Raw genomic sequence first — 22828 nt, forward strand, 5'->3', positions numbered from 1 at the left:
AGGCTTTCTCAACAATCTGAGGCGATTGGCCAAAAGCCAGTCGCCTTTTTTTCTTCTGTTTTCGCCAATAGCTCATACACTTGTACTAGCATCCCATTTGGAAAGGAACAGACCGGTATGAAGTTATGGGGAAAAAGTATCCAGGTTGCTGCCACCTACATCGGAACAGTAGTGGGAGCCGGTTTTGCCAGTGGACAGGAAATTCTCGCCTTTTTTACCTCATACGGACATGCAGGCACCATCGGCATCCTAGCCGCTACCGCCTTGTTTGTGTGGCTGGGCTTCAAAATGATGCTGCTCGCTCATCAGCTGCGGACACCTTCTTATGAGTCGTTCAATCTAAAGCTGTTTGGTCCCTTTATTGGAAGAACAATGAACGTGCTAGTATTTCTCACGCTGTTTGGTGTGACTACTGTGATGCTGGCAGGTGCGGGTTCAGTGCTGGAGGAGCAGTTTCATATCCCGTATCTCCTAGGAACGATTGCCACACTCGTTCTTGCTCTTTTAATCCTGCGGCAAGGGCTCGAACAGCTGCTCGTCGTCAACGCCATCGTGGTGCCTTCCATGCTTATTTTTGCCATTCTCATCCTTCTGGAGGGCCACGTAGACTCCCCGCTCCCGCTTTCTGCACCCAATAGCTATGAATTTTTATGGAAGACAGTTTTGTACGTTTCTTTTAACCTCGCTATGGCCCAATCCGTTCTCATCCCCATCGGTTATGCCATCCGGGAACCCGTGGTCCTGCTGCGCGCAGCCGTCATCGGCGGAGTCGTCCTCGGTTTCATGCTTCTTGTCGTCCATACAGCGATGCTGGCGAACTGGGACGACGTTCGTTTCATGGACATCCCCATCCTCTATGTGACGGATCAATGGAATGAGTGGCTGCAATTGTTCTTCGTTTTTGTCCTCTACTCCGAGATCTTCACGACCCTGATCTCAAATGTATTTGGAATCGGTCAGCAGCTCCGCGAAATATTCAACGTACCTGAAACGCGACTGTATCTCTTTTTGTTCCTTGCCTCGTTCTCTCTCTGTTTAATTGGGTATTCACAGCTTTTGATGTTCCTGTATCCTTTGTTCGGATATTTGGGATTGACGACTCTTTGCAGGGTTGCCCTCCCTACCTTAAGTAAATAAAAGAAAAGACCGTCAATTTGCTGAGGCTCGATCGTTTACATCCAACCTTCCTGGACGAAAATAGAAAGGGTCAATCGTCAGACGAGAAAGGAACGAAGCAAATGCCAGTCAATCCTTATCTTACGTTTCAAGGAAACTGTCGGGAAGCGGCGATGTATTATGCAAAATTATTTGAAACAAGTCCGCCGCAGATTATGACTTTTGGCGATACGCCGCCGCATCCGGATTTTACGCTTCCAGAAGAAGCGGGGCCCCTCGTCATGCACACCAACATTCAGGTTTGTGGTACGATGCTGATGTTTTCAGATGCGTTTCCAGGCACTCCTTTCGTGGCAGGCAACAACGTAAGCTTAGCGCTCGTCCATACCAACATGGATGAGATCAAAACCTACTTCGAAAGGCTGAAAGAAGAAGGAACGGTGCGTATGGAGCTGCAGGAAACCTTCTGGAGCAAATGCTACGGCAGTGTTGTCGACAAGTTCGGCATGGAGTGGCAATTTAACTATCAAAGCGATGAGTGTGAGGTCTAATTTCGCTTCCGCCCTCGCCCCATGCAAAAAGGCACCATCATTGAGACGGTGCCTTTTGCTTTTCTGTCAGAGGCCTTCCTTCGTTGATGGAAACCCTCCTCTATAGGCGAATCTTACCTCACCAATCTGAACGGACTGTCTGCCAGCCGGACTCTCCAAGACGATAGACTCGTGGGGGGCAGACAACAACAATTGCCTGCCGATTGGAGATAAGAATGATATTCGATTTTGGTCTGGATCAATATCTGTGGGAAAAACCACAGTGAATAACTCTTCGTAGCCATCCTCTTCAAAACGCACGTGAACACTGCTTCCGAGCAAGGCCACGCTCTGCAGGCTTTCGGACAATGCTCCATCGTCTTTAGCCAGGATATCCTCTAACGTATCCCTGTATCGCTTGATCAGGGTATCAACGGTCTGTTTTTCTTTTCCGTAATCACGCACATAATGATCAAAAAAGAGGGAATATTGTTCGTCAAAAAACACTAACTGCTTGATCAGCTGTTCACGGGTAGCATCCATCGTTCTATGGTTCATAATAGATGTCACCTCCGATATGATTTTCTGTCTTGCGTTTGACCCACTTGATGTCTCCCATTTCGATTCCTCCTTATACAAATAGCCCCAGCAGGGGGGCTTCTTCTCATTCTAACAGGATTTACCTGTGGTTTCCATTGTTCTGGAGCACATGGCTCCAATTAGGAAACTTGGTTCCGCTAAGCATTAGCCATCGCTTATGCTGGCTAAAAATCTTACAAATTCTTACTTACTGTAAAAAAAGAACCTCATTCACTTGCCCTGAGGTTCTTCTTTGCGTGTTTATTGAATATACGTTGTGATCTCGCTTACTTCCTTGCGAGGGAGCTTTTTAGGTACATCTTTCGGATAGCCGAGTGCAATGACCATGTTCATTTGCTTTTCTTCCGAGATGTTCAGAAGTTTGCGGATTTTTTCAGAAGCCAGCAAAACCGGTCCTGTCATCGGGCAAGTACCCAATCCTTTTGCATAGGCGGCCAGCATCAGGTTTTGGGAAGCCAAGCAGCTGCTCTTGATTCCTTCCTCTTCCCAAACGGAGTCGTTCACCAGCTGGATCGGCTCGAAAATTTTCTCGCGGAATTTCGATTGATAAGGAGTAGCGAGGCAAATGATGAGTGCAGGTGCATCGGAGAAAGCCGTTGCGTAAGGCCCGAACGAACGCGTCAAGAGCTTGCCTTCCTTCTCGAATCCTTTCTCTGCTGCTTCTGCTGCTTTTTCATGAAGAGCATCCCAAGTGAGCTGCTCGATTTCTTTGATTTTATCTTTGTTTGTAATCACGATGAATTCCCATGTTTGCGAATTCGTATCGCTTGGGGCATAACGGGCGCAGTCGAGAATGTCGTTAATATCTTCGATGGAAACGTCCTGCTCCGTAAATTTTCGTACACTGCGTCTTCCGTGAATAATATCTTTTAGTGCGTAAAAATCCATGTAGAGTGCTCCTTTTGTTTATTTACACGAATACCATTATAGCGTAAATCGCTTGAATGTCGAATCTTCCCTTTTCTAAACTTCTCGAAATGTTGTCCATGTATGGTCCAGACGGTAAGGAGTGAAGAAAGCTGCTTCCACTTCCTGCGCAGGCAGCGGACGGCTAAAATAATAGCCCTGGATTTCCTGGCAGGAGTTTTCCGTGAGAAAATCAAGCTGCCCTTTTGTTTCAATCCCTTCTGCGATCACTTCCATATTCAAATGCTTGGCCATGGAAATAATCGTCGCGACAATCGCCTGATCACTGGCATTTCTCGTAATATCCGAAATAAACGAACGGTCGATTTTGAGCTTGTGAATCGGGAATTGCTTCAGATAGCTAAGGGAGCTGTATCCCGTTCCAAAATCGTCCAGGCTGATTTTTACCCCAAACTCATCCAGCTCTCTGAGAATCTCCGCAGATACCGCTGCGTCCATCATCATGCTCTCTGTTATTTCGAGCTCGAGATACTGCGGCTCCAGACCAGTCTCCTGCAAAATCTCACGGATGTACGCCACTAGATTGGACTGGTGGAATTGGCGGGAAGACAGATTGACCGATACCGGGATCAAAGGCCCTCCTGCCAAATGCCATTCCTTCATCTGCCGGCATGCCTCGTGCAAAGTCCAGGTCCCGATCTCGTAAATAAGGCCTGTCTCTTCCGCAATGGAAATGAAGACACCCGGGGAAAGCAGCCCTTTCGTGGGATGGCGCCAACGGACCAGCGCTTCAATGCCAATCATGCTGTAGCTGCCCGTCTGAAACTGCGGCTGGTAATACAGCTCCAGCTCTTGACGCTGCACGGCTTTGCGCAAATCACTCTCCAGTTCAATTCTCAGAAGCAGCTGCTCATCCAACACCGGAGAGAAAAACTGATGCCCGTTTTTACCGTTCTTTTTGACTTCATACATAGCCGTATCCGCATTTTTGAGCAGATCTTCCTCGCTTGCACAATGCGTCGGGTAAATGGCGATACCAATACTTGCCGAAACGTAGTAATCGTTATTTTGCAACCGATACGGCACTTCAATTGCCTTCACGAGCTTTCCAGCAAGCTCTGCCGCCAGAGAAGGTTCCTCGCAGTTTTCCAGGATGAGTGTGAATTCATCTCCTCCCAAACGAGCGATCGTCACAGGATAACCCTCTGCGCACTCACGGATCCGATTGCTCACTTCCTGCAGGAAACGATCACCGTATGTATGACCTAATGAGTCGTTAATCAATTTAAACCGGTCGATGTCCATCACAAACACGGCAAAGGGCGTAGGCTCTTCACGGTAGCGCTCAATCGCTTGCGATAACGCCTGATGAAACATTCGTCGATTCGGCAATCCTGTCAGTTCATCATGAAGGGCCTGGTACTCGATGATCGCTTTGGCTTGTTGTTCTTCCAAGCGGTTTTGGTTTTCGTAGGCTTCCAGTACGATTTGCTGTTCGAAGCTGAGCAGCTTGGTAACAGCTTCACGAAGTCCTTCCGTTTCCAAAAGTATACCTGACTGCTCATGAATGATTTGGAGCAGCGTATTTAACAATTTTTGGAACGAACCCATGTACCACTTTGGCGGGAGCCCAATCTTTTGGTGAACCATCGCAATTTTAAGACGTTTCTCAATAAAGGCTGAATCGATTTTGCCCTCAAACATCTCAATCAAGTGATTGGATAAAGTTTGCCGCAGCCTCTCTACCGTCGTGAATTTTGTTACCGTTTGCTTTAGAGAATCTACATCAAGGATCGCCTCATAAAAAGAAGACGTGATTCGATCAATTTGGGAGACTACCACCGGACGTAATTTTGCGATCAATTCCAAATCCCTGGAAGTCATATTTATCATTTGTATTTGAGAGAGCACTTCAGGATGATCGTCCAGCAGGATTTGACCTATCGCACTGGCTTGCTGTGGTGCTCGACCGTTGCTATCAGAATGAATCATGTGACCGTACTCCTTTTCAGGGATCGATTTTCTGTTTAGGCGCCTGACCAAGGAGGTTCGTTCCAACCAGACAGACTTATTCGTAATGGTTTCGACACCGTTCAACATTTACCTGCATTATCCAACCGATCGTGTTACAAACCTGTTACATATCATATTTTGGACAAAAGCTTTTGGGATTTTTTTCAAAAAGAAAAGCATCAACGCCACTGCTTGCTAATTGATGCCTCCTTTTTCCTTAACGAAAAATCGTCCATATGCCTGGAATCTCTTGCCCTACATACCAGACGGCGGAGCCTCTGAGGTTGTACTTCTTCACCAAATCCAAACGATTCTTCAGCGAGATTTCATCCTCCACCCAGATCTGGTGCTTCTCCCCGTTTTCAATAAATTCCACATAGTTTTGTTTCGTTTTCGGATCGTATTTTTTATCCAGCTTCTTGTCCATCAAAATCTGCTCGGTTTCAATCATATTGCGGTCAAAGCGAATAGACTGGTTGGTTTGGAGATTCGTCACCCATTCTCTCGTGTAAAAGGGAATCGCGAGAATGATTTTTTCAGAAGGAACATCCTTCATGAGAAGCTGTATCCCTTCCTCTACCCAACTTAGCGAAGCCACCGAGCCTACTTTTTCTCCCCCGCCCAAATCTTCGTCGTAGCCCATCATGACGATATAATCCGCTGTTTCCCCCAAAGCTTTCCTATCGTAGCTTCCCGACCAGAACGGATCCGGGTTTTCCCGAGTGACATCTACCGAAATCACAATTCCGTGTGGGCCTAGCGTTGATTTGAGTTCCTTGACGAAGTGAACGAAGTCGTCCTTGTTTTTCGGATTGATATTTTCAAAGTCTACATTGACTCCATCTATTTTCGCGGGGACGAGCTTTTCCTTCAGCATCTCGGCAATCTTTTTGTGGTTGTCCCGCTTCCCAATCATCTTGTCTGTCAGCTCTGCATTGAACTGATTGCCGAAAAAGGCCCACACCTTTCTACCGGCACCATGCGCCCATTCGATGTAGCGCTGATCCGCCTCACCAGAAACAATCCGTTCTTCATCCAGACTAAACCATCGTGGAGAGACCACATTCATCTCGGGAGAAGCGTTGTTCTGTTCAATGTAAATGTCGGTGGTTCCAAAAGCATTCCATCCAAGTAAAATACTGCTCTTGTTTGAAATATTGTTCACTTTTGCCTTGGGTGCCTCACTCTGGGGAAGTGCTTGCTGACGAGACTGTCCGGACGGGCTACAGCCGAAGACTCCAAGCATGAGGACGATGAATAAACAAATCACCCTGATTCGCATGTTCACTTTCCTTTCGTACATGAATTTGCTTCGGTTAGTTTGTCCAAATGAATACGCCATTCCCCCTTTGTGAGTGGTTTCCTGATTATCCCTGCCCTTGCCATGAAAGACGCAAAAAGCAGGCAAGAACGATATCCTGCCCGCTTTGACTCATGCTTTGCCTTGATGGCAAATTCGTTATCCTTGATCAACAGCTCCAGCCCCTCATCGACGATTTGGGCCAGCTCGATCTTTTTAGTGATGACGTTCTTGACGTCCAGTCGGCCGGATGCCATCAGATTGATGACTTCTGGGAAAACGTGACGATAGGCCAATGTCGATGTTACATTCAATTCCTTGATCATGACGAGGCTCATGTCCAGCTCTACTGGCTTCGTGAAAGCTGCAATGAACATGAGAGCTCCGCCTTTTTTCAAAACGGAAATCGCGTTGGAGAATGTCGGCTGCGCCCCCGCTGCTTCATAGGCAATCTCAACTCCGCCTGTCAGGGACACGATTGCTTGAACTGTATCCTCTGTAGCTGCATTCACGATGTAAGCAGCTCCCAATTCTTTTGCCTTAGCCAATCGTTCCTCGGACACGTCCACCATGACAATTTCAGAAGCACCCGCGGCCTTTGCTGCAAGCAAGGTAAGTAAACCGATGGGACCAGCGCCAAAGATGGCAACTTTATCTCCCACTTTCAGCTTGCTTTGACGAACGGCTTGCATAGCTACTGCCGTCGGTTCTACCAGTGCCCCTTCTTCCAAGGATACCCCGTCGGGAAGCTTATGCACATCTGCCCCCCATGAAAAAGGCGAGCTTTCCCCGACTATAAACCGGGAGAAGCTCGCTTTTTCCTGGATCTTACTGGTTTTGCTCCTCTTCCGCCGAGACCGATTTCCCCTGCCCGTACAATTGCTCATGCAGCTCTTCGATTTCTTCTCCAGTCAGATCGCCGCGCTTCAACAGTTCCTCTGCGATCGCATGGACGAAGTCGGAATAGTCCCGTACCAGTTTTTTCACTTGGAGCATTTGGTCCTGCAAAAGTTCGTTAATTTTCGGACGCAGTGATTTCAGACCGTCTACACGTGAACCGGTAGCCAACCAGCTGAACAACTCATCCCCCATCCCCACAATCCCGAGATAGGCACCAGCCAGCTCTGTCGCCCGATGCAGATCGGAGGTAACCCCGTTCAGCTTTTTCTGCAAAAATTCCTCTTCGACTGCTCTGGCAGCGAGACAAACCTGGATTTCCGCCAAGATCTCGCTGTCACTGCGGTTATATCGTTCATGCGTCGGTTTGGTAGCAGCCAAACCGAGTGCCCCGCCACGTCGAATGATCGTTACCTTCCAGACGCGTTCATGAGGCTTCAATAAAAATTGGGCGACCGCATGACCCGCTTCGTGGTACGCGACGTTGCGTTTTTCGTCCTCACTCATGGAACGCAGAGGCTGGGCGATCCCCCATTCATACGTCTCCATGGCTGCCCGAAAATCCTCGTAGTTGGTGACCTGCGCCCCCCGCTGATGGGCGATGACAACGGACTCATTCACGATATGCTTGATCTGCGCCGGGCTGTACCCGATCGTATCCAATGCAGCCTTTTCAGGTGTTAACGTCTCATCGTGCTTCACCTTTTTGAGATAGTATTGAAAAACATCGATCCGTCCGTCGTAGTCAGGGGAATCCACCCAGAGCTGTCGGTCAAAACGTCCTGGTCGCAGCAAAGCGGAATCCAGTACATCCGGGAGGTTCGTCGCTGCAATGGTCATGACAGGCGGTCGTTCCGCTTTTTTCCGACGAAGACCCAGCGACCGCAGCAGCTTCGCGATTTTGGTGCTATCGATGTTTGGAGGGTCCATTTGCAGCAGCAGTTCATTTAATAGCCCTGCTCCTCCCATCCCGAGCATCCCACCTGCGCCCATCCCGCCCCCTTGCCGTTTCATCCCGATGGCATCGATCTCGTCAATGAAAATAATGCATGCCCCGTGTTCGGTTGCCCGCTTTCTCGCTTTTCTGTACAGCCCCATCACTTTCAGATTCCCCACACCAAAGAACATGTTTTGAAAGCTGGGAGCCGAAGCATACGCAAAAGGAACTTGTGCCTCGTTGGCGATAACTTGCGCCAAATACGATTTCCCTGTACCTGGCGGCCCGCAGAGGAGAAGCCCGCGGATGGCCTCTCCGCCCATTTCTTTAAATTCTTTGACACCCTTGAGCAAGGTCACGATCCGTTTCGCATTTTCCACAATCTCGGGATTCCCCCGGTAATCATCCCAGGTCGAGCCTGTTTCCCCCGGTAGAATCCAGTACGTACGGCCACGTGCCAGGAACCAAAAAAGCGCGACAAACTGAATGATGATAAAGACAATCGCAAAAAGCAGCTGAAAGAGAAGAGTTACAATCCCCCAGGCGACCGCCCAGTAAGTCGGTCCACCCACTATCAAAATAATCAAGACTGCGGCAATGATTCCGAGCCAGAGGAGGATTTTTCGCCATCGAATCCACTGATATCTCCTCATGGCACCAACTCCTTTTGCGAAATATTTGGATTATTGTATGAGGAGACAAGCCTCGTGGTGCCACGTCCACCCATCGGTGCACTTTCCCCGATGAGTGATTCTTTACCACTATATTCGGAATTCCATCCAAATCATGTCTCGGATCGAAAAAGAAACCAACTCGGTATCCGCAAAAAACAGCCTTCCCCAAAGGAAGACTGCTCCCAGCTTCATTCAAAGCGTTTTTTTATGTCGAGAATGTATTTGATCATTACCGCAAGTCCTCCGATGAAGTAGAAGACCAATAACGTATATCCGGTGGGATCAATTGAGGTCATGGACACTAGGACGTTTAATGGCAAAATGTAGTACAAAATATCCTTCAGATAACCCAATACAAAGCCTGGGTCAAATGAGCCTTGCCAAAAGGAACGGAACAACACGATCAGAAAATCGATGATCATAAGTCCAAAAATCGCCCAGATCGTATAGATCATCCAGTCAGCCAACGAATAACCCATTGTGTATCACCACCTTATCCTCCATCGTATGCGCTCGGAAAAACGCAGGTGAGGATAGGCAGGGCGGATTTTTCCCTATTTCGTGACGCTCACGATATCTTTTACTCGAATCCAGCGTGAGTCATCCTGATTCACAAGTTTGACCGAATAATGCTCTACATCAATTTCGCGGACAAGCCCCCATGCACCGTTTACGGTTCCATAGACACCTGCCGCTTTCTCGAACCATTTGATATGGATCGGATAGCTGTATTGCGTGCTGTCATAGATACGAAAGCACATTTCTCCAAAATCGTCTTCCGCGACAACCGGTCGCTCCACAAATGCCGCCATTGATCGGGCAGCAGGATACTCTGCTTCTTGTGAAGATTCTCTAGCCATTCCAAACCCTCCACATAACGCGAACTTATGTTCTTATTATGCAAGATTCGTGAGTAAATGGCAAGAGTCTTTCCACAAGATATTCACCATGAAAAAAGCACCCTTATGGGGCGCTTTACATCAGGTTTAATGCCGTCTGAATGTTTTGCTGGTCCAGTTTTCGCTGCTCTTCCACGTCCCAAGGATCGTACCAGCCTCGCTCGATCATGTATTGGCTGATTTTTTCGTGCATATCTATCGCTTCATCCAAGTGCTTCGTAAGAATGGCTTTTATTTCAGGGCTTCCCGCTTCAGTCAGGGCCATTGCGTAGTTTCTCACTCCGCTTTTGGCTGCCAGTAAAAAGTCCATGGCCACAACTTGATCGGTCATTCCACCCAATCCAGTTAAATTTTGTAGAAAGCCAGTCATGATTCGATCCCCTCCCTCGTACTCGCCTTGGAAAGAATTTCACTGAGCTCCTCAAGCTGTCTAGTCGACACATCAACGTCTTCTGCCAAAAGCTGTCTTAACGCGTCATCAGAAACTATAGCCTGCATTGTTTTGGATTTGGTCATGCAGATCGTCTTAAATGTAGCGATCTCATGAACCTCCAGCTGCTCGTGCAATCCGTATGGCATGGCATTCACCTGCTCCTGTTCATTAAGGTTTCAATATGACTTTGATGCAATTGTCCGTTTTCGTATCGAAAACCTCGTACCCGCGCTTCGCTTCGTGCAAAGGGATGACATGAGTGATGATGTCGCCTGGATCTACTTTACCAGTAGTGATGAGCTCATACATGTAAGGCATATAGTGGATGACAGGTGCTTGTCCAGAGCGAATGTTGATGTTTCTTTGCATAATGTCCCCCAAAGGAAATGCATTATAGCGCCCACCGTACACACCGGTAATTTGGATTGTCCCCCCCTTTCGCACGGCTTGAGATGCGATGACTACAGCCCCCATCGCTCCTCCTTGAAGCTTTAAGCCGCTAGCCAGAAACTCCAAATCTGACATTTTCCCATCCATTCCTACAGCGTCTATCACAACGTCTGCCCCACCCTTTGTCATCTCTTTCAGATGGTTGCCGATGTTTGGCTCTTGCTCGAAGTTTACAATTTCTACCTGATTCGTACGCTTCGCATGCTGTAGACGATAATCGACGTAATCAACGGCAATCACCCGTTTTGCGCCCTTTAGCCAGCAAAACTTTTGCGCAAGCAGTCCAACCGGACCGCACCCCAAAACGATGACTGTATCCCCGTTCTTTACGCCAGCATTGTCTACGCTCCAATACGCCGTTGTCATGGCATCGGCGATCAAGCATAGCTTTTCATCCTCTACCTCACAGCTTTCAGGCAGCTTGAAATGTGTAAAATTTGCAAAGGGAACCCGTAAATATTCTGCTTGTCCCCCCGGGTATCCGCCCGTGGTTCCGCTATAGCCAAAGTAAGCACCCATGTCCCCATTTTGATTCGAATTGTCGCATTGGCTCTCTAATTGGTTTTTGCAATAAAAGCACTCACCGCAAGCGATATTGAACGGGATGATGACGCGATCCCCTTTTTTCAGCTTGGTGACGCCAGGACCTACCTCCTCCACGATTCCCATCGGTTCATGACCGATGATGTAATCCTGCTGCAGGTTGGGAATCATCCCATGGATAAGGTGCAGGTCAGAGCCACAAATAGCTGTACTTGTGAGTTTGACGATCATATCATCCGGCTTCTCTATCTTTGGATCAGGAACCTCTTTCACTGCAATGTTCTTAATGCCCTGATAAGTAACAGCCTTCATGCATTGTCCCTCCCCATCCCCTGTTCATCTGGTGCTTGATCGAACATACCTTTCCTTGATGTATCCCCAGGGAACAGATTCATTTGCCCGATCTTGATCGTGTTCCATGCAGAAAGCTGATCCAACTGATATTGCTCGTTGAGTTCATAAGGATGAAACCATTTTTTCCTGATCATCAGCTCTGCTATTTCTTGATGAAGCGCTATCGCTTGATGCAGCTGCTTGCGCAATACAGCGCGCGCTTCTTGTGACACCGTTTCTGTGAGAGCAAACGCGGTGTTTCGGACCCCTTCTTTGGCACGAATAAGAAAGTCCATAGCAAACGTCATATCCGCCAGCTCCGGCATATGCAGCGAGTTGATAGGATCCTGATAATCGTTATTCATCGTTTCTCACCTTCAATTTATAATGGGGGTCGGACGATTTTGAGGCACCGGTGCTTGAAATGGCGAACGTTGATACAGCGCCTGGAGCTCGGCTATGGCTTCTAATGACTGCTCCACGTCTTTTTGCATCAGAGCTTTTAACTCCTGATCAAATACGAGACCTTGCACCAGCTTCGACTTGGCCAAACCTAGCGTCTTTAGATTGAGAGCTTCATGTATTTCCAGAGACTCATGTGCCGCAAGCGTACGTTGGTTCATCCTGTCACACCTTCCTTTTGACTGCCAAACATCTCTTATTCTGTCCGATGTCCATCTGGGCATTCCGTGATTCTCAAGAAAAAGAGCAATCAAAAAGAGAATGGAAAATTTTCGCGTATACATTTCCATTTCTGGGAAGCATACAGAAGAGAAATCGAAGAATGACATGTAAAAAGGAAGGCAGGAAAGACAATGGATACGAACAATAACCCCCAAACAGATCGTGCTGACGATGACACCTTAACCAATAGACAGGGGCATCCGATCACAAACAATCAAAATATTCGAACAGTAGGAAATCGTGGTCCGGCTACCTTGGAAAACTATGATTTTATCGAGAAAATCAGTCACTTTGACAGAGAAAAGGTGCCAGAACGCATTGTTCATGCACGTGGAGCCGGCGCTCACGGTTACTTTGAAGCGTATGGAACGGTCGGCGATGAGCCTGTTTCCAAATACACACGGGCAAAGCTCTTTCAGGAAAAAGGCAAGCAAACCCCTGTTTTTGTACGTTTTTCAACGGTTGTCCACGGGCTTCACTCTCCTGAAACACTGCGGGATCCCCGCGGATTTGCTGTGAAATTCTACACGGAGGATGGCAACTGGGATTTGGTCGGGAACAACCTGAAAATCTTCTTTATCCGGGACGCCATGAAATTTCCGGACATGATCCATGCTTTCCGTCCAGATCCCGTGACAAATATACAGGATCCACGCCGTTTCTTCGATTTCTGTGCAAATTCCCCCGAGTCTTTTCATATGGTGACATTTGTGTATTCGCCATGGGGCATTCCCGCTAACTACCGCATGATGCAAGGCTCGGGCGTCAACACCTACAAATGGGTCAACAACGAAGGAAAGGGTGTCCTCGTCAAATATCACTGGGAGCCAAAACAAGGCATCAAAAATTTGACGATGAAAGAAGCGGCAGAAATTCAGGGCAAAAATTTCAACCATGCGACACAGGATTTATACGAGGCGATTGAGCGCAAAGATTACCCCGAGTGGGAACTGCTCGTACAGATCATGGAGGACGGCCCTCACCCTGAGCTTGATTTCGATCCGCTCGATGATACAAAGCTATGGCCGGAAGATCTGTTCCCTTGGCGTCCAGTCGGCAGAATGGTTCTGAATAAAAACCCGGAGAACTTCTTTAATGAAGTAGAACAAGCTGCCTTCGGAACGGGCGTATTGGTCGACGGACTGGATTTCTCTGATGATAAAATGCTGCAAGGAAGAACCTTCTCCTATTCGGATACCCAGCGTTATCGTGTGGGAGCCAACTATTTGCAGCTGCCGATCAACGCAGCCAAAAAACGCGTCGCAACGAATCAAGAAGGCGGACAATTACGCTTTTACAATGACAAAGCTCCTGGGCAAAACCTGCATGTGAACTACGAGCCATCCAGCATGGGCGGATTGAAAGAAGCGGAACAGGTGGGCACCGAGTACACTCCACATGTGGAAGGAAACCTGGTTCGAGAGTCTATCGATCGCCAAAGCAATACCAAACAAGCAGGCGATACTTATCGCCATTTTGAACAATGGGAAAAAGATGAGTTAATCAACAACCTCGTGAATGATCTCGCCATCTGTCCGCAGGTGATTCAGGATAAGATGATGGCACTCGCAGAAGAAGCAGATGAAGACTATGGCCGACGCTTACGGGCAGGCTTAATGGAGAAAAGCAAAATGAAGGATGGCTTCAAGATGGAAATAGGGGAAGAAATGCATCCGCTTGGGGCAAAAGATGCTCATCAGGCAGTAAAAGATGCCATCGAAAAAGGACACGAGCAAGATCCTTATTAAAGGATCGTAATTAGAAAGCATTAGAAAGCTCAAAACCCTGATTTTTCTTCGTGCTGGAGAAAAACCAGGGCTTTTTCCTGTGCCAAAACGTTAACAGCGTTCAAGTGACAGCCGCTTGATAGGCGTCCTCGTGATTTAGGATTGGAACTGCTTTGCTGCAATTGTACATAGATGCGATCGCAACATCTTCCGGATATCCTCTTTGAATCAGCTCCTGCCCTGATCCGCACTGTTGCAGTAGTTCAACCAATTGCCCTCTTGCCATCTGGAAGGCACCGACTGCCATTTGCGCCTCAGGGGATAGCGTAAGCTCTGTCAGCTCGTCTAAAATGGCTCCAGCTGCAATCATATCCTCGATCGCCGGTCTCAGTGTTCCATTCGGCCATCTCTCTCCACTCGCAATAACCGTTACGGTGCCTCCTTGGTCGCGAATAAATCTTGCAACAGCCGATGCATTGCGCAAACAGGCTGCAATCACGATCCCCCCACATTGTTTTGCAAGAACCGTACAGGTCGAACCATTTGGAGAAGGAAGAACGATACGGGTTTTTTCCGGAATGGAGGAAAGAGATGCCGGAGAAAGCGAAATCTCCTCCCCTCGCTTGCCCGCCAATATGGCCTGTTTTTCTCGTGCAAAGGAACGTGCTGTCTCGTCATTCATCTGGTAGGGAAATACCACTCCTTCTTTTCCGATCACAACATCTACACATGTCGTAAAGGAAAGAACATCAACAATTACCACAACATCGGAGGCTGCACCCACGTGCCCCACCCCTTCATATCCCCATTCAAAGCGGGCGCTGCAGTCCTTTTGTCTAAACAAGTCCGCTACTTTCATGGTTCTCCCCCGCCTTCTGATAGAAATGGTTCCTTGTCCCATTACGTTCGCCGTTACAAATGAAGACAAGGTGAAATAAAGTATATTGTCCCACGAATCAATAAACGAAGAATGGAGTGACATGAATGTCTGAACGCAAGCACAGGACACAAATCGTTCGTACAACTGGTATCCTTCAAAACAACCTCGGCGTAGCCCTCACTGCTCACTTGGACCTGGTCAATCTCAACAATGATCCAGTAGAGGTGCGTGTGCAAGTTCTGAACTGGGGTAATGCGGTAACGCAAACAAACCCTGTCAGCACTTTGCTCGATATCACGCAAACGCTCCCAGGAAACACACGCATGGCTTTCAATGCGACAGTACCTGCTTCCTTCCACTATGAAGTGCGTCTGTCTGTCGGCTGCAACAACGATAGCGAAGGAGACAATGTTCTTCTCACCACCTATGGACGTACTGCAGTTGGCGGCGGTCAAGTGGTTGGTCTCTCCGTACTGGATAGCCAATTCCAGACGGTTACAGTCGAATCTTGCTTCTAAGAAACGGCAAATGAAAAGGAATTATGGTCCGTCCATAATTCCTTTTTTATTTACATACGTTTGTACCAGTCAGGAACCAGCTGCTCAAAGAAGTCATGCTGCAGCGAGATGTGCTTGATTCTCTCCTGCATCTCCCGGGTTTGCTGAGGAATGACCCGAATCGTCCAGACTAAAGAAGAGAACATCGCCATCGCTGTGTAGAGACAGTACCGCAGCCAAAATATTTCCGAAATGCTCCCTTTTCGCTCATGATATCCATCGATTTGGCCGATACTATAGGGAGTGCTGATTTCCTGCGAAAAAAACGCAAGCTTGGTAAAGTCGTGAACGGGATCGCCCCAATCAAATCGATTGAAATCAATGGCTCCTGCGTAATGTTTGCCTGCCACAATCAGATTTCCCACATGAAAATCATCATGCAGAAAAACACTTGTTGTATCCTGAAGAGCTGCAGCATGTTCATCAATAAAGGCCAGGATGCGATCTGCATTCGCGATGGAATGACCACACGCACGATACGCCTCCATATAACGGGAGTGCTTTTGTTCGTAGCAGCGCTGGTACCAGTCTGTGACCTCGGATGGAGCGGCAATCGTATGCATAAGAGCCAGCTGCCTACCTGCTTCTTTCCCGATCCGATACTGCTCCTCTGCAGTCAAATTTCTAAGAGCATCCTTTGCATCCTCACCTGCCACATACGACAACACCATAAAACAGATATCGAACTCATCTACTAAACCAAGCTCAATTGGTCGTGAGGCTTTGACACCTTTTCTCGCTTGCAAAGATTGCAGAACTTGAAACTCTGCTTTCTTTTGTTCCCATTGCTCACGATCCGCCACTCGCAGCACTCGCTGTTCGCCGTCAGATAAAATCACATGGAATTTTCGATCTGTAGAAAAGCCTTTGAGGATCGGCTCGATATGAATCGTTTTTTGAAGCGAAGAAGCTGTACGAATCAAGTGATCCAGCCATGACTCCACGTGCCTTCCCCCTTTTTTTCTTCATAGGGTTCGATTATACGCGGAATTAGAAAGAAATGTAGTGGCGGAAAAAGAAAAAACTGCCCGCGAGCGGACAGTTTTTTTAGAAGGAGACTTACAGTTTTACAACGTTCTCAGCTTGTGGACCACGGTTGCCTTGAACGATGTTGAATTGAACGCGTTGACCTTCATCCAAAGTTTTGAAACCTTCGCCTTGGATTGCGCTGAAGTGAACGAATACATCGTCTCCGCCTTCTACTTGAATAAATCCGAAACCTTTTTCTGCATTAAACCATTTTACTGTTCCGTTCGTTTGCATTTAAAAAAACCTCCAAAAATGTCAATTTTGAATATGCTAGTCATATTTACCGAAGCAAATAAAGCTCACATATCATGAAGAAATATCAATAGTCTTTCAATTGAATTGATATGCCTTCATGATATGTGAATTCCTACTTACTTCTTGCATAATATGCTTGTGTGTATAGTACGGAACTCAAAGTCTAGTAAGGTACATCTTTTGAAAACCTAAAACAACGAAAGCCCTTCCTCTCTTTCATCCTTGCGGCTCCGATGACCGCGCCAGTGTGAATCGGGCATTCAAAAAAACGTAAGGGATCCTCTATCTGCGCACGTGGATATTACGATCGGATTTTCAAGTAGCAAATTTATTCTACCATGCCTGTCCAGTAAAAGCAACAGCTCACTGCACCATGCCATATTTTTATGCTTCTGATACAATCAGTGTAAGGAGTGATACGATTGAATAAACCTACCATAAACAAACGTGAATTCGAACAGTTACTACAAGAAAACGCGAAGCTAATCATTCTAGATGTTCGGGATGTAGAGAAGTATCAATCAGGCAGCCTCCACGTACCAGGGCTTGCTACCAAGAACGTGTCTTACATACATATGAAGGAACAGGATCAAGCTTTGCCAAAAGAAACAGCAGAAGCCTGTGCCGACGCTACGATCATCACCTTATGTACATCAGGAAACAAAGCGCAAAAAGCGGCTGCTCTTTTAAGGGAGAAAGGATATCGTGCATCGGCTCTGGAAGGCGGCTTAACGGCCTGGAATGCAGATCGAATGCAGTCAGAATAAGCATGTGGAAGCACCCTCTTTTCTTATGAGAGGGTGTTTTTCTTCCAAATATTACTCCTATCTTTCTCTCGCAAAGGTCTGTTATTCTGGGTCATGCCAAATCAAACAGCCGAAACTTCCTCTCGAATGGAAGTGCGGGGGATCTTTTTTTGCAGATGAGAGATCTGCATGGGGTGAATCGCCATAGTGCGTAGGGTTGTTTCCTCAACCCGAATCCGTCAACTAACCTCGTAGGCCAAAAAAAGGAGACGATGTGAATATGAAACGCCTCGGAACTATTGCGATCGCAACTTTGGGATTGGGATTTGCCCTCTCCGGCTTTTCTAACACAGCTTCTGCCGCTGAAGCAACGAATTGCCCACTGAAAACGGCAGCACCTATTCAAATGCCACAGCAGGCTCAGTGGTTTCAATACATGCCGCAAATGAAGTTCGCGCCGCAGTTTGGTTATCAACTGCCTGTACAAATGCAACAGCCAGTACAAGCACCTGCGAAGCAGCCCGTTCAACAACAACCTGTTCAGCAAGCACCGGTTCAACAGACTCCTGTAGCAGCGGTGCAGCCTGATAAGAATGCGGAGCAGCAAGTACAAGCTTCTGAAGTGGTGAAGCAGGTCGCGGATCTGGTTAACCAGGAGCGCGCAAAAGCAGGTCTGAAGCCTGTAGAAATGGATGCTTCCCTGAACAACGTCGCACAGGCAAAAGCGGCTGATATGTCCAACAACAACTATTTCGACCATACGAGCCCAACGTACGGTTCTCCTTTTGACATGATGAAGCAGTTTGGTGTTTCTTTTATGACTGCTGGTGAGAATATCGCTATGGGTCAACGCACAGCTGAAGAAGTCATGAACCAATGGATGAACAGTGAAGGCCACCGTCAAAACATCATGAACCCATCGTTCACGAAAATCGGCGTAGGCTACATCAACGGTTACTGGGTACAAGAATTTATCGGATAATGAAAAAAGCGAAAGCCGAGTCACTCTCCACAGGGTGCTCGGCTTTCTTTTGTTACGTTTGTTGTTGGTCTTCTGCGCTTTGCGTCTGTTTCGGTGTATAGCTAAAGTCTTGCCCTTCCAGCAGCGCTACGTCTTTTTGGTGCATTTTTTGCTTGGTCGGATAGGCAGATACTTGTTGCATCTCAGCGCTCACATCGTTTTGTTGAGTCATGCTGCTATCCCCTTCCTCTTCAGACCGTTGTAATATAATACCCGCTTAGTATGCGCGCTGGCCCCTTATGATATGCTCCAGATCCTTTAAAGCGGCAGCAGCGGCGGCAACCGGATCGGACTTTCCTCCGATAACGAGAAGCTCCCCCATCACATCGGTCTCCACGCGAACCGCTTTCGTGGTACCTTTAACGGTTGCAAATGGATGTGCAGCGTCCACTGCCTGAAGTTCTACCGCAGCCTTTATGCCTTGCGGTGTTTTTTGAATGGAACCGATCAATTTCGGCGTCAAGCCCGCTGCTTTCCATGAGGCAATCTGCTCGTCCGTTACCTCACGAACACTTGCCCGCGAAACGTCACTCAACTTTACCTGCGCATCAAATGCAGCGTTGGCAAGAATCGTTACCTTGCAAGCTGTATCCCAGCCATCGATATCAAAGGATGGGTCCGGCTCGGCTATTCCCATCTGCTGCGCGCGTAAAATGGCTTCTTCGCTCGTAATGCCTTCTTCCATCATTTTGGTCAGAACAAAATTGGTTGTGCCTGTGAAGACGCCTTCGATCCCAAGTATTTGGCAGCCAGCGAAATTGTACTGCAGCAAATCGATTGTCGGAAGTGCCGCTGCTGTCGCGCCACTGATCTTGAGGTTGACGCCTTTTTGTTTCGCCAATGCCGACAAACCAGCATAGTCTACAACCAACGCCCCTTTTGATACGGCGATCGCATGCATCCCTTGCTCGAGAGCCTGCTTTATGTAGGTCAGTCCGGGTCCGCCTGTTTTCAGATCGGACGGGCCGGTTTCAATGAGGATATCCGCGTGACTAGACGCGAGGAATTCGCACCCAGAGAAGGTGCTGTCCCCTCTTTTCCCAGCAGCTCCCCACTCGAGCAACGCTTCCTCTCCCAATCCATTCACATCATAAAGACCGCTAGTTGAGCGGACGGCACCGACCAAACGCACATCGGCATCATACTTCTCCCGATAATACCCTTGTCTTTGTGCAAGCAGCCGCGCTGCCTGTTTGCCCACAGTACCAAAGCCTGTAATCACTACATTCCACCGTTTCATGCTTTCCCCATCCTGCCTGCAATTCGCTTATCGAACCACACGTCTTTGCTGCATGAGAATCGGATTGGCGTCTTGCGGTTTTAATTTTTTTCCCGTTTTTGCAGAGTACAGCTCATTTACATAATCAATGAACAAAATGCCTTCCAGATGATCCATCTCATGCTGAAAGCAGCGTGCCGTAAACCCTTCTGCCTCGAGCGTAATGGTTTCGCCTTTGCGGTTCAGAGTCTGGACTTTAACGTATGTGGCCCGCTTGACGATGCCAACGACTCCTGGAATCGACAGACAAGCTTCTGGCCCCTCTTCCTCCCCGTCCATTTCAAGCATGACCGGATTGATCAATTCGATCAGACCGTCGCCGCAGTCCATCACAATCAATCGCTTGGCAATACCAATTTGGATGGCAGACAGGCCTGCCCGTCCTTTGTCAGCGTATATGGTTTGCGCCATGTCATTCAGTATCTTTTCTGTATTTGCATTGACGGACGAAACTGCTTTCGACCGTTCCCGCAAAATGGGGTCACCCAAGCGAACAATGATCCGCTCAGCCATAAAAATCCCTCCCGTGCCATTCTGTTACGATTTCAACGTAGCAAAGCCTTTTTCATCTGTCAAAGGAAATCCGTACAAATATCAGAAAAATCGTCCCCCTTCTAGATGACAAATGGATGCATATACGCTATCTTTATTGGTAAACGATACAGATGTTTTACTTGAAGAGGGAGGCTACCATGCACGCATTAGCAGCACAGCTGAATGCAACCATTAAGCGTGATAATCCACATGTTTACGAAATGTTGTCCAATCTAGCCAAGCTGATCTATTTCCCTAAAGAGGGAATCCTCAGCCAATCTGCCGAGGCAAAAGCGAAAGCGAAGAAATACAATGCAACCATCGGGATCGCGTTGGAGAACGGACAACCCATGCATTTGAAAGTCATCCAGGATACACTGTCCGCTTACCAGCCGAAAGACATTTACGAATACGCCCCACCAGCTGGGAAGCCTGAGCTGCGTGCCGCTTGGCGCAAAAAAATGATCGAGGAACAGCCTTCTCTGGCGAACCAATCGTTCAGCAACCCCATCGTAACCAACGCTCTTACTCATGGACTTAGCATCGTTGCTGACTTGTTTGCAGATGTTGGCGACAGCGTGATCATTCCAGATAAAAACTGGGAAAACTACGAGCTGACCTTTTCCATCCGCCGCGGTGCCGAGATCGTCCATTATCCACTATACAACGACAACATGAAATTCAACGCTGCTGGGCTTCGCGATGCGATCCTTGCGCAAAAAGAGAAAGGGAAAGCCATCGTCGTCCTGAATTTCCCCAACAACCCAACCGGATATACACCTGGTGCTGAAGAGGGCAAAGAAATCCTCGCAGCACTAAAAGAAGGCGCAGAAGCTGGCATCAACATCGTAACGGTAACAGACGATGCCTACTTTGGTCTGTTCTTCGAAGATTCCATGCAAGAATCCTTGTTCGCGAACCTGTGCGGGTTGCATCCTCGCGTGCTTCCGGTCAAAGTGGACGGGGCTACCAAGGAAGAGTACGTCTGGGGCTTCCGCGTAGGCTTCATTACGTTTGCTGATCCTTCCAGCGACCTGCTTAGCGCTTTGGAGCAAAAAACCATGGGGGTTATCCGCGCTACCATTTCCAGCGGACCGCATCCTTCCCAGACTTTTGTTTTGCATGCACTCAATTCGCCCGAGTTCCAAGCGCAAAAACAAGAGAAGTTCGATATCATGAAAGGCCGTGCGAACCGCGTCAAGCACATCCTCGACAGCGGCAAGTTCGATGATGCATGGGGCTACTACCCATTTAACTCCGGCTACTTTATGTGCTTGAAGCTCAAAACGGTGGATTCCGAGACGCTCCGCCAGCATCTGCTGGATCAATACGGCGTAGGTACGATCGCACTCGGTGAAACGGATCTGCGTGTCGCCTTCTCTTGCATCGAAGAGAACGGGATCGACGAATTGTTCGACATGATTTACAGCGGTGTCAAAGACCTCGAAAAAGCAGCCATCAAATAAGCCAGAAGGCAACGCTCTTCGGCCCGAAACCAAAACCAGTCATTCCTTGTTAAGCAGGAATGACTGGTTTTTTACCGTTTCAGAGAACCGGCACTCATGATTCTGACCGATGATCGATTCATGCTCTTCTTCTAGCGCAAGCTCATTCCGATACGTCCAAATGACTGTTTCATGCTGATATCTCCTCATTTGGAAAAGTAGCTTCCAAGAATTACCCCTATGATTTCCCTTTTTTCCCATAACGATGAACGCCGTCTTCTGTCCAATTGGCAACAGATGTTTATCAACCAAATAAAAAAGCGCCTTGGGCAAGGAGCCAGAACGCTTTTCTCAGGTACTCTACGTACCACCTATTCTTTTGCGATAGCCCCAGCTTGTTTATCGTTCGTATTCGTGCCGATGTAAATAGACCCGAGAACGCATTACACTCCCCCATGAGAAGCTCATTCCTTCTGCGATCGCAAAGGGAAGAAACAAAACGAAGCTGATCCCATTTATCGCTGCCGTCATCTGAAACGGCGTAATTTTTCCAGATAGTCGCTTCGCAAAAATGGTGAACAACGCTTCACTGATCACAGCTAGAAACACAAGCAGATTCCCTAGCATGCTGATCCTGGACAACGCCTGACTTTCGCCCGAAAAGGTGATCAAGCCGATCCCGCATACCGATAGCACGATCGCCCACAAACTGTTTCGCAGCAGCTTTTCTTTGAGAATCCAAAAAGACAAAAGAGCGATGCAAGCCGGTACCGTGCTGGTAATAATCCCGGCAGAAGTCGCCGTCGTCCATTTGACACCGTACAGCATGCAAATACTGAACAGGAAGACCCCAAAAAACGATTGCCAGAACAAGACAGCCCCCTCTTCTTTGCTCCAGGATGACTTCCATTCTCCCCGCATGGAGAGCAGCGGCAGCAGAATCAGAAGAGCAATCAGGAACCGCAGCTCCGAAAACAGGAATACAGGGATGTGTGAGACGATCTCCTTTCCGATCGAAATATTGATGCCAACGAATGCCATGGATATGGCTAACTGGAAATAGGCGAGCAGCATAGTGG

At 47.9% G+C, this 22828-nt stretch carries 28 protein-coding genes and 1 riboswitch; of the genes, 7 read left to right on the forward strand and 21 right to left on the reverse strand.

The annotated features are described in order from the left end of the window. The first annotated feature begins 117 nt into the window (after window positions 1–117). A complete protein-coding gene (locus tag EDM55_RS00005; RefSeq protein WP_092276479.1) occupies window positions 118–1137 on the forward strand; it encodes a YkvI family membrane protein in 1020 nt (339 codons plus the stop codon). 101 nt (window positions 1138–1238) lie between these two features. Further along, on the forward strand, window positions 1239–1667 hold the full coding sequence (locus tag EDM55_RS00010) for a VOC family protein (protein WP_122959565.1): 429 nt from the start codon (window positions 1239–1241) through the stop codon (window positions 1665–1667). Window positions 1668–1733: 66 nt separating this feature from the next. Here the strand turns inward: EDM55_RS00010 and EDM55_RS00015 are convergent, their stop codons facing one another. From EDM55_RS00015 to EDM55_RS00075, 13 genes are all read right to left on the reverse strand, one after another. Further along, the gene (locus EDM55_RS00015) at window positions 1734–2204 is read right to left on the reverse strand and encodes a GreA/GreB family elongation factor (protein ID WP_092276473.1); all 471 of its coding nucleotides are present in this window, start codon (window positions 2202–2204) and stop codon (window positions 1734–1736) included. 282 nt (window positions 2205–2486) lie between these two features. After that, a complete protein-coding gene (locus EDM55_RS00020) occupies window positions 2487–3134 on the reverse strand; it encodes a nitroreductase family protein (protein WP_122959341.1) in 648 nt (215 codons plus the stop codon). Between the two features lie 75 nt (window positions 3135–3209). Beyond that, on the reverse strand, window positions 3210–5105 hold the full coding sequence (locus EDM55_RS00025; RefSeq protein ID WP_246071154.1) for a putative bifunctional diguanylate cyclase/phosphodiesterase: 1896 nt from the start codon (window positions 5103–5105) through the stop codon (window positions 3210–3212). A gap of 238 nt (window positions 5106–5343) precedes the next feature. Continuing rightward, a complete protein-coding gene (locus EDM55_RS00030) occupies window positions 5344–6408 on the reverse strand; it encodes a glycosyl hydrolase family 18 protein (protein ID WP_170184535.1) in 1065 nt (354 codons plus the stop codon). A 2-nt stretch (window positions 6409–6410) separates the two neighbouring features. Beyond that, window positions 6411–7184, reverse strand: a complete 774-nt coding sequence (locus EDM55_RS00035) for a zinc-binding dehydrogenase (RefSeq protein ID WP_246071155.1) — start codon at window positions 7182–7184, stop codon at window positions 6411–6413. 70 nt (window positions 7185–7254) lie between these two features. Further along, on the reverse strand, window positions 7255–8913 hold the full coding sequence (locus EDM55_RS00040; protein WP_122959345.1) for an AAA family ATPase: 1659 nt from the start codon (window positions 8911–8913) through the stop codon (window positions 7255–7257). Window positions 8914–9122: 209 nt separating this feature from the next. Continuing rightward, window positions 9123–9413, reverse strand: a complete 291-nt coding sequence (locus EDM55_RS00045; RefSeq protein WP_092266952.1) for a hypothetical protein — start codon at window positions 9411–9413, stop codon at window positions 9123–9125. A gap of 75 nt (window positions 9414–9488) precedes the next feature. Next, on the reverse strand, window positions 9489–9794 hold the full coding sequence (locus EDM55_RS00050; protein ID WP_122959346.1) for a YolD-like family protein: 306 nt from the start codon (window positions 9792–9794) through the stop codon (window positions 9489–9491). Window positions 9795–9909: 115 nt separating this feature from the next. After that, entirely contained in the window at window positions 9910–10203 is a 294-nt protein-coding gene (locus tag EDM55_RS00055; protein ID WP_092266950.1) for a spore coat protein, read from the reverse strand. Further along, window positions 10200–10412, reverse strand: coding sequence for a hypothetical protein (locus EDM55_RS00060; protein ID WP_092266949.1), 213 nt, complete (start codon window positions 10410–10412; stop codon window positions 10200–10202). The genes EDM55_RS00055 and EDM55_RS00060 overlap by 4 nt, the downstream gene beginning before the upstream one ends. 22 nt (window positions 10413–10434) lie before the next feature. Further along, complete coding sequence (locus tag EDM55_RS00065) at window positions 10435–11571, reverse strand: zinc-dependent alcohol dehydrogenase (RefSeq protein WP_122959347.1); 1137 nt, start codon at window positions 11569–11571, stop codon at window positions 10435–10437. Beyond that, window positions 11568–11957, reverse strand: coding sequence for a spore coat protein (locus tag EDM55_RS00070; protein ID WP_092266947.1), 390 nt, complete (start codon window positions 11955–11957; stop codon window positions 11568–11570). Before EDM55_RS00070 ends, EDM55_RS00065 begins: the two co-directional genes overlap by 4 nt. A gap of 12 nt (window positions 11958–11969) precedes the next feature. Beyond that, window positions 11970–12215, reverse strand: coding sequence for a spore gernimation protein GerQ (locus EDM55_RS00075; RefSeq protein WP_092266946.1), 246 nt, complete (start codon window positions 12213–12215; stop codon window positions 11970–11972). Window positions 12216–12407: 192 nt separating this feature from the next. Here EDM55_RS00075 and EDM55_RS00080 point away from each other — a divergent pair, with 192 nt between their 5' ends. Next, window positions 12408–14024 (forward strand): catalase, encoded by a 1617-nt coding sequence (locus EDM55_RS00080; RefSeq protein ID WP_122959348.1) that lies wholly within the window; start codon window positions 12408–12410, stop codon window positions 14022–14024. A gap of 100 nt (window positions 14025–14124) precedes the next feature. Here the strand turns inward: EDM55_RS00080 and EDM55_RS00085 are convergent, their stop codons facing one another. Continuing rightward, a complete protein-coding gene (locus EDM55_RS00085) occupies window positions 14125–14862 on the reverse strand; it encodes a 2-phosphosulfolactate phosphatase (RefSeq protein ID WP_122959349.1) in 738 nt (245 codons plus the stop codon). 125 nt (window positions 14863–14987) lie between these two features. Here EDM55_RS00085 and EDM55_RS00090 point away from each other — a divergent pair, with 125 nt between their 5' ends. After that, on the forward strand, window positions 14988–15401 hold the full coding sequence (locus EDM55_RS00090) for a hypothetical protein (protein WP_246071156.1): 414 nt from the start codon (window positions 14988–14990) through the stop codon (window positions 15399–15401). A 50-nt stretch (window positions 15402–15451) separates the two neighbouring features. Here EDM55_RS00090 and EDM55_RS00095 read toward each other — a convergent pair whose 3' ends face one another. Together EDM55_RS00095 and EDM55_RS00100 are read right to left on the reverse strand one after the other, a co-directional pair. Further along, the gene (locus EDM55_RS00095) at window positions 15452–16384 is read right to left on the reverse strand and encodes a phosphotransferase family protein (RefSeq protein ID WP_122959350.1); all 933 of its coding nucleotides are present in this window, start codon (window positions 16382–16384) and stop codon (window positions 15452–15454) included. 115 nt (window positions 16385–16499) lie between these two features. Next, the gene (locus EDM55_RS00100) at window positions 16500–16703 is read right to left on the reverse strand and encodes a cold-shock protein (RefSeq protein WP_055744215.1); all 204 of its coding nucleotides are present in this window, start codon (window positions 16701–16703) and stop codon (window positions 16500–16502) included. Window positions 16704–17137: 434 nt separating this feature from the next. Between EDM55_RS00100 and EDM55_RS00105 the strand changes: the two genes are divergently transcribed. Further along, entirely contained in the window at window positions 17138–17491 is a 354-nt protein-coding gene (locus EDM55_RS00105; RefSeq protein ID WP_373863381.1) for a rhodanese-like domain-containing protein, read from the forward strand. Window positions 17492–17588: 97 nt separating this feature from the next. Continuing rightward, window positions 17589–17743: riboswitch (cyclic di-AMP (ydaO/yuaA leader) on the forward strand. Window positions 17744–17750: 7 nt separating this feature from the next. Beyond that, a complete protein-coding gene (locus tag EDM55_RS00110) occupies window positions 17751–18452 on the forward strand; it encodes a CAP domain-containing protein (protein ID WP_122959351.1) in 702 nt (233 codons plus the stop codon). A gap of 52 nt (window positions 18453–18504) precedes the next feature. On the opposite strand, the gene EDM55_RS30040 is transcribed toward EDM55_RS00110, so the two are convergent. Genes EDM55_RS30040 through def form a run of 3 tightly spaced genes read right to left on the reverse strand, consistent with a single transcriptional unit; the run spans window position 18505 to window position 20283 of the window. Beyond that, on the reverse strand, window positions 18505–18663 hold the full coding sequence (locus EDM55_RS30040; protein WP_170184399.1) for a hypothetical protein: 159 nt from the start codon (window positions 18661–18663) through the stop codon (window positions 18505–18507). A 45-nt stretch (window positions 18664–18708) separates the two neighbouring features. Further along, window positions 18709–19731, reverse strand: coding sequence for a homoserine dehydrogenase (locus EDM55_RS00115; RefSeq protein ID WP_092266941.1), 1023 nt, complete (start codon window positions 19729–19731; stop codon window positions 18709–18711). Window positions 19732–19758: 27 nt separating this feature from the next. Next, on the reverse strand, window positions 19759–20283 hold the full coding sequence (gene def / locus EDM55_RS00120) for a peptide deformylase (RefSeq protein ID WP_122959352.1): 525 nt from the start codon (window positions 20281–20283) through the stop codon (window positions 19759–19761). A 179-nt stretch (window positions 20284–20462) separates the two neighbouring features. On the opposite strand from def, the gene EDM55_RS00125 reads away from it, so the two are divergent. Continuing rightward, complete coding sequence (locus EDM55_RS00125; RefSeq protein ID WP_122959353.1) at window positions 20463–21770, forward strand: aminotransferase class I/II-fold pyridoxal phosphate-dependent enzyme; 1308 nt, start codon at window positions 20463–20465, stop codon at window positions 21768–21770. 39 nt (window positions 21771–21809) lie between these two features. Here EDM55_RS00125 and EDM55_RS30045 read toward each other — a convergent pair whose 3' ends face one another. Beyond that, window positions 21810–21959 (reverse strand): hypothetical protein, encoded by a 150-nt coding sequence (locus EDM55_RS30045; RefSeq protein ID WP_170184400.1) that lies wholly within the window; start codon window positions 21957–21959, stop codon window positions 21810–21812. A gap of 189 nt (window positions 21960–22148) precedes the next feature. Then, on the reverse strand, window positions 22149–22823 hold the full coding sequence (locus EDM55_RS00135; protein WP_246070955.1) for a DMT family transporter: 675 nt from the start codon (window positions 22821–22823) through the stop codon (window positions 22149–22151). Window positions 22824–22828 lie beyond the last annotated feature (5 nt).

It is taken from the genome of Brevibacillus centrosporus, from assembly GCF_003710815.1.
Classification (GTDB): domain Bacteria; phylum Bacillota; class Bacilli; order Brevibacillales; family Brevibacillaceae; genus Brevibacillus; species Brevibacillus centrosporus.

Excerpts from the sequence above, each read along its gene's own strand:
- EDM55_RS00090 (WP_246071156.1), top strand. The coding sequence starts at position 14,988 with ATGTCTGAACGCAAGCACAGGACACAAATCGTTCGTACAACTGGTATC.
- EDM55_RS00125 (WP_122959353.1), top strand. The coding sequence starts at position 20,463 with ATGCACGCATTAGCAGCACAGCTGAATGCAACCATTAAGCGTGATAAT.
- EDM55_RS30040 (WP_170184399.1), bottom strand. The coding sequence starts at position 18,663 with ATGACTCAACAAAACGATGTGAGCGCTGAGATGCAACAAGTATCTGCC.
- EDM55_RS00020 (WP_122959341.1), bottom strand. The coding sequence starts at position 3,134 with ATGGATTTTTACGCACTAAAAGATATTATTCACGGAAGACGCAGTGTA.
- EDM55_RS00025 (WP_246071154.1), bottom strand. The coding sequence starts at position 5,105 with ATGATTCATTCTGATAGCAACGGTCGAGCACCACAGCAAGCCAGTGCG.
- EDM55_RS00070 (WP_092266947.1), bottom strand. The coding sequence starts at position 11,957 with ATGAATAACGATTATCAGGATCCTATCAACTCGCTGCATATGCCGGAG.
- EDM55_RS30045 (WP_170184400.1), bottom strand. The coding sequence starts at position 21,959 with ATGAGGAGATATCAGCATGAAACAGTCATTTGGACGTATCGGAATGAG.
- EDM55_RS00005 (WP_092276479.1), top strand. The coding sequence starts at position 118 with ATGAAGTTATGGGGAAAAAGTATCCAGGTTGCTGCCACCTACATCGGA.
- EDM55_RS00075 (WP_092266946.1), bottom strand. The coding sequence starts at position 12,215 with ATGAACCAACGTACGCTTGCGGCACATGAGTCTCTGGAAATACATGAA.
- EDM55_RS00135 (WP_246070955.1), bottom strand. The coding sequence starts at position 22,823 with ATGCTGCTCGCCTATTTCCAGTTAGCCATATCCATGGCATTCGTTGGC.
- EDM55_RS00015 (WP_092276473.1), bottom strand. The coding sequence starts at position 2,204 with ATGAACCATAGAACGATGGATGCTACCCGTGAACAGCTGATCAAGCAG.
- EDM55_RS00055 (WP_092266950.1), bottom strand. The coding sequence starts at position 10,203 with ATGACTGGCTTTCTACAAAATTTAACTGGATTGGGTGGAATGACCGAT.
- EDM55_RS00060 (WP_092266949.1), bottom strand. The coding sequence starts at position 10,412 with ATGCCATACGGATTGCACGAGCAGCTGGAGGTTCATGAGATCGCTACA.
- EDM55_RS00085 (WP_122959349.1), bottom strand. The coding sequence starts at position 14,862 with ATGAAAGTAGCGGACTTGTTTAGACAAAAGGACTGCAGCGCCCGCTTT.
- EDM55_RS00010 (WP_122959565.1), top strand. The coding sequence starts at position 1,239 with ATGCCAGTCAATCCTTATCTTACGTTTCAAGGAAACTGTCGGGAAGCG.
- EDM55_RS00030 (WP_170184535.1), bottom strand. The coding sequence starts at position 6,408 with ATGCGAATCAGGGTGATTTGTTTATTCATCGTCCTCATGCTTGGAGTC.
- EDM55_RS00080 (WP_122959348.1), top strand. The coding sequence starts at position 12,408 with ATGGATACGAACAATAACCCCCAAACAGATCGTGCTGACGATGACACC.
- EDM55_RS00110 (WP_122959351.1), top strand. The coding sequence starts at position 17,751 with ATGAAACGCCTCGGAACTATTGCGATCGCAACTTTGGGATTGGGATTT.
- EDM55_RS00050 (WP_122959346.1), bottom strand. The coding sequence starts at position 9,794 with ATGGCTAGAGAATCTTCACAAGAAGCAGAGTATCCTGCTGCCCGATCA.
- EDM55_RS00040 (WP_122959345.1), bottom strand. The coding sequence starts at position 8,913 with ATGAGGAGATATCAGTGGATTCGATGGCGAAAAATCCTCCTCTGGCTC.
- EDM55_RS00100 (WP_055744215.1), bottom strand. The coding sequence starts at position 16,703 with ATGCAAACGAACGGAACAGTAAAATGGTTTAATGCAGAAAAAGGTTTC.
- EDM55_RS00045 (WP_092266952.1), bottom strand. The coding sequence starts at position 9,413 with ATGGGTTATTCGTTGGCTGACTGGATGATCTATACGATCTGGGCGATT.
- EDM55_RS00065 (WP_122959347.1), bottom strand. The coding sequence starts at position 11,571 with ATGAAGGCTGTTACTTATCAGGGCATTAAGAACATTGCAGTGAAAGAG.
- EDM55_RS00115 (WP_092266941.1), bottom strand. The coding sequence starts at position 19,731 with ATGAAACGGTGGAATGTAGTGATTACAGGCTTTGGTACTGTGGGCAAA.
- def (WP_122959352.1), bottom strand. The coding sequence starts at position 20,283 with ATGGCTGAGCGGATCATTGTTCGCTTGGGTGACCCCATTTTGCGGGAA.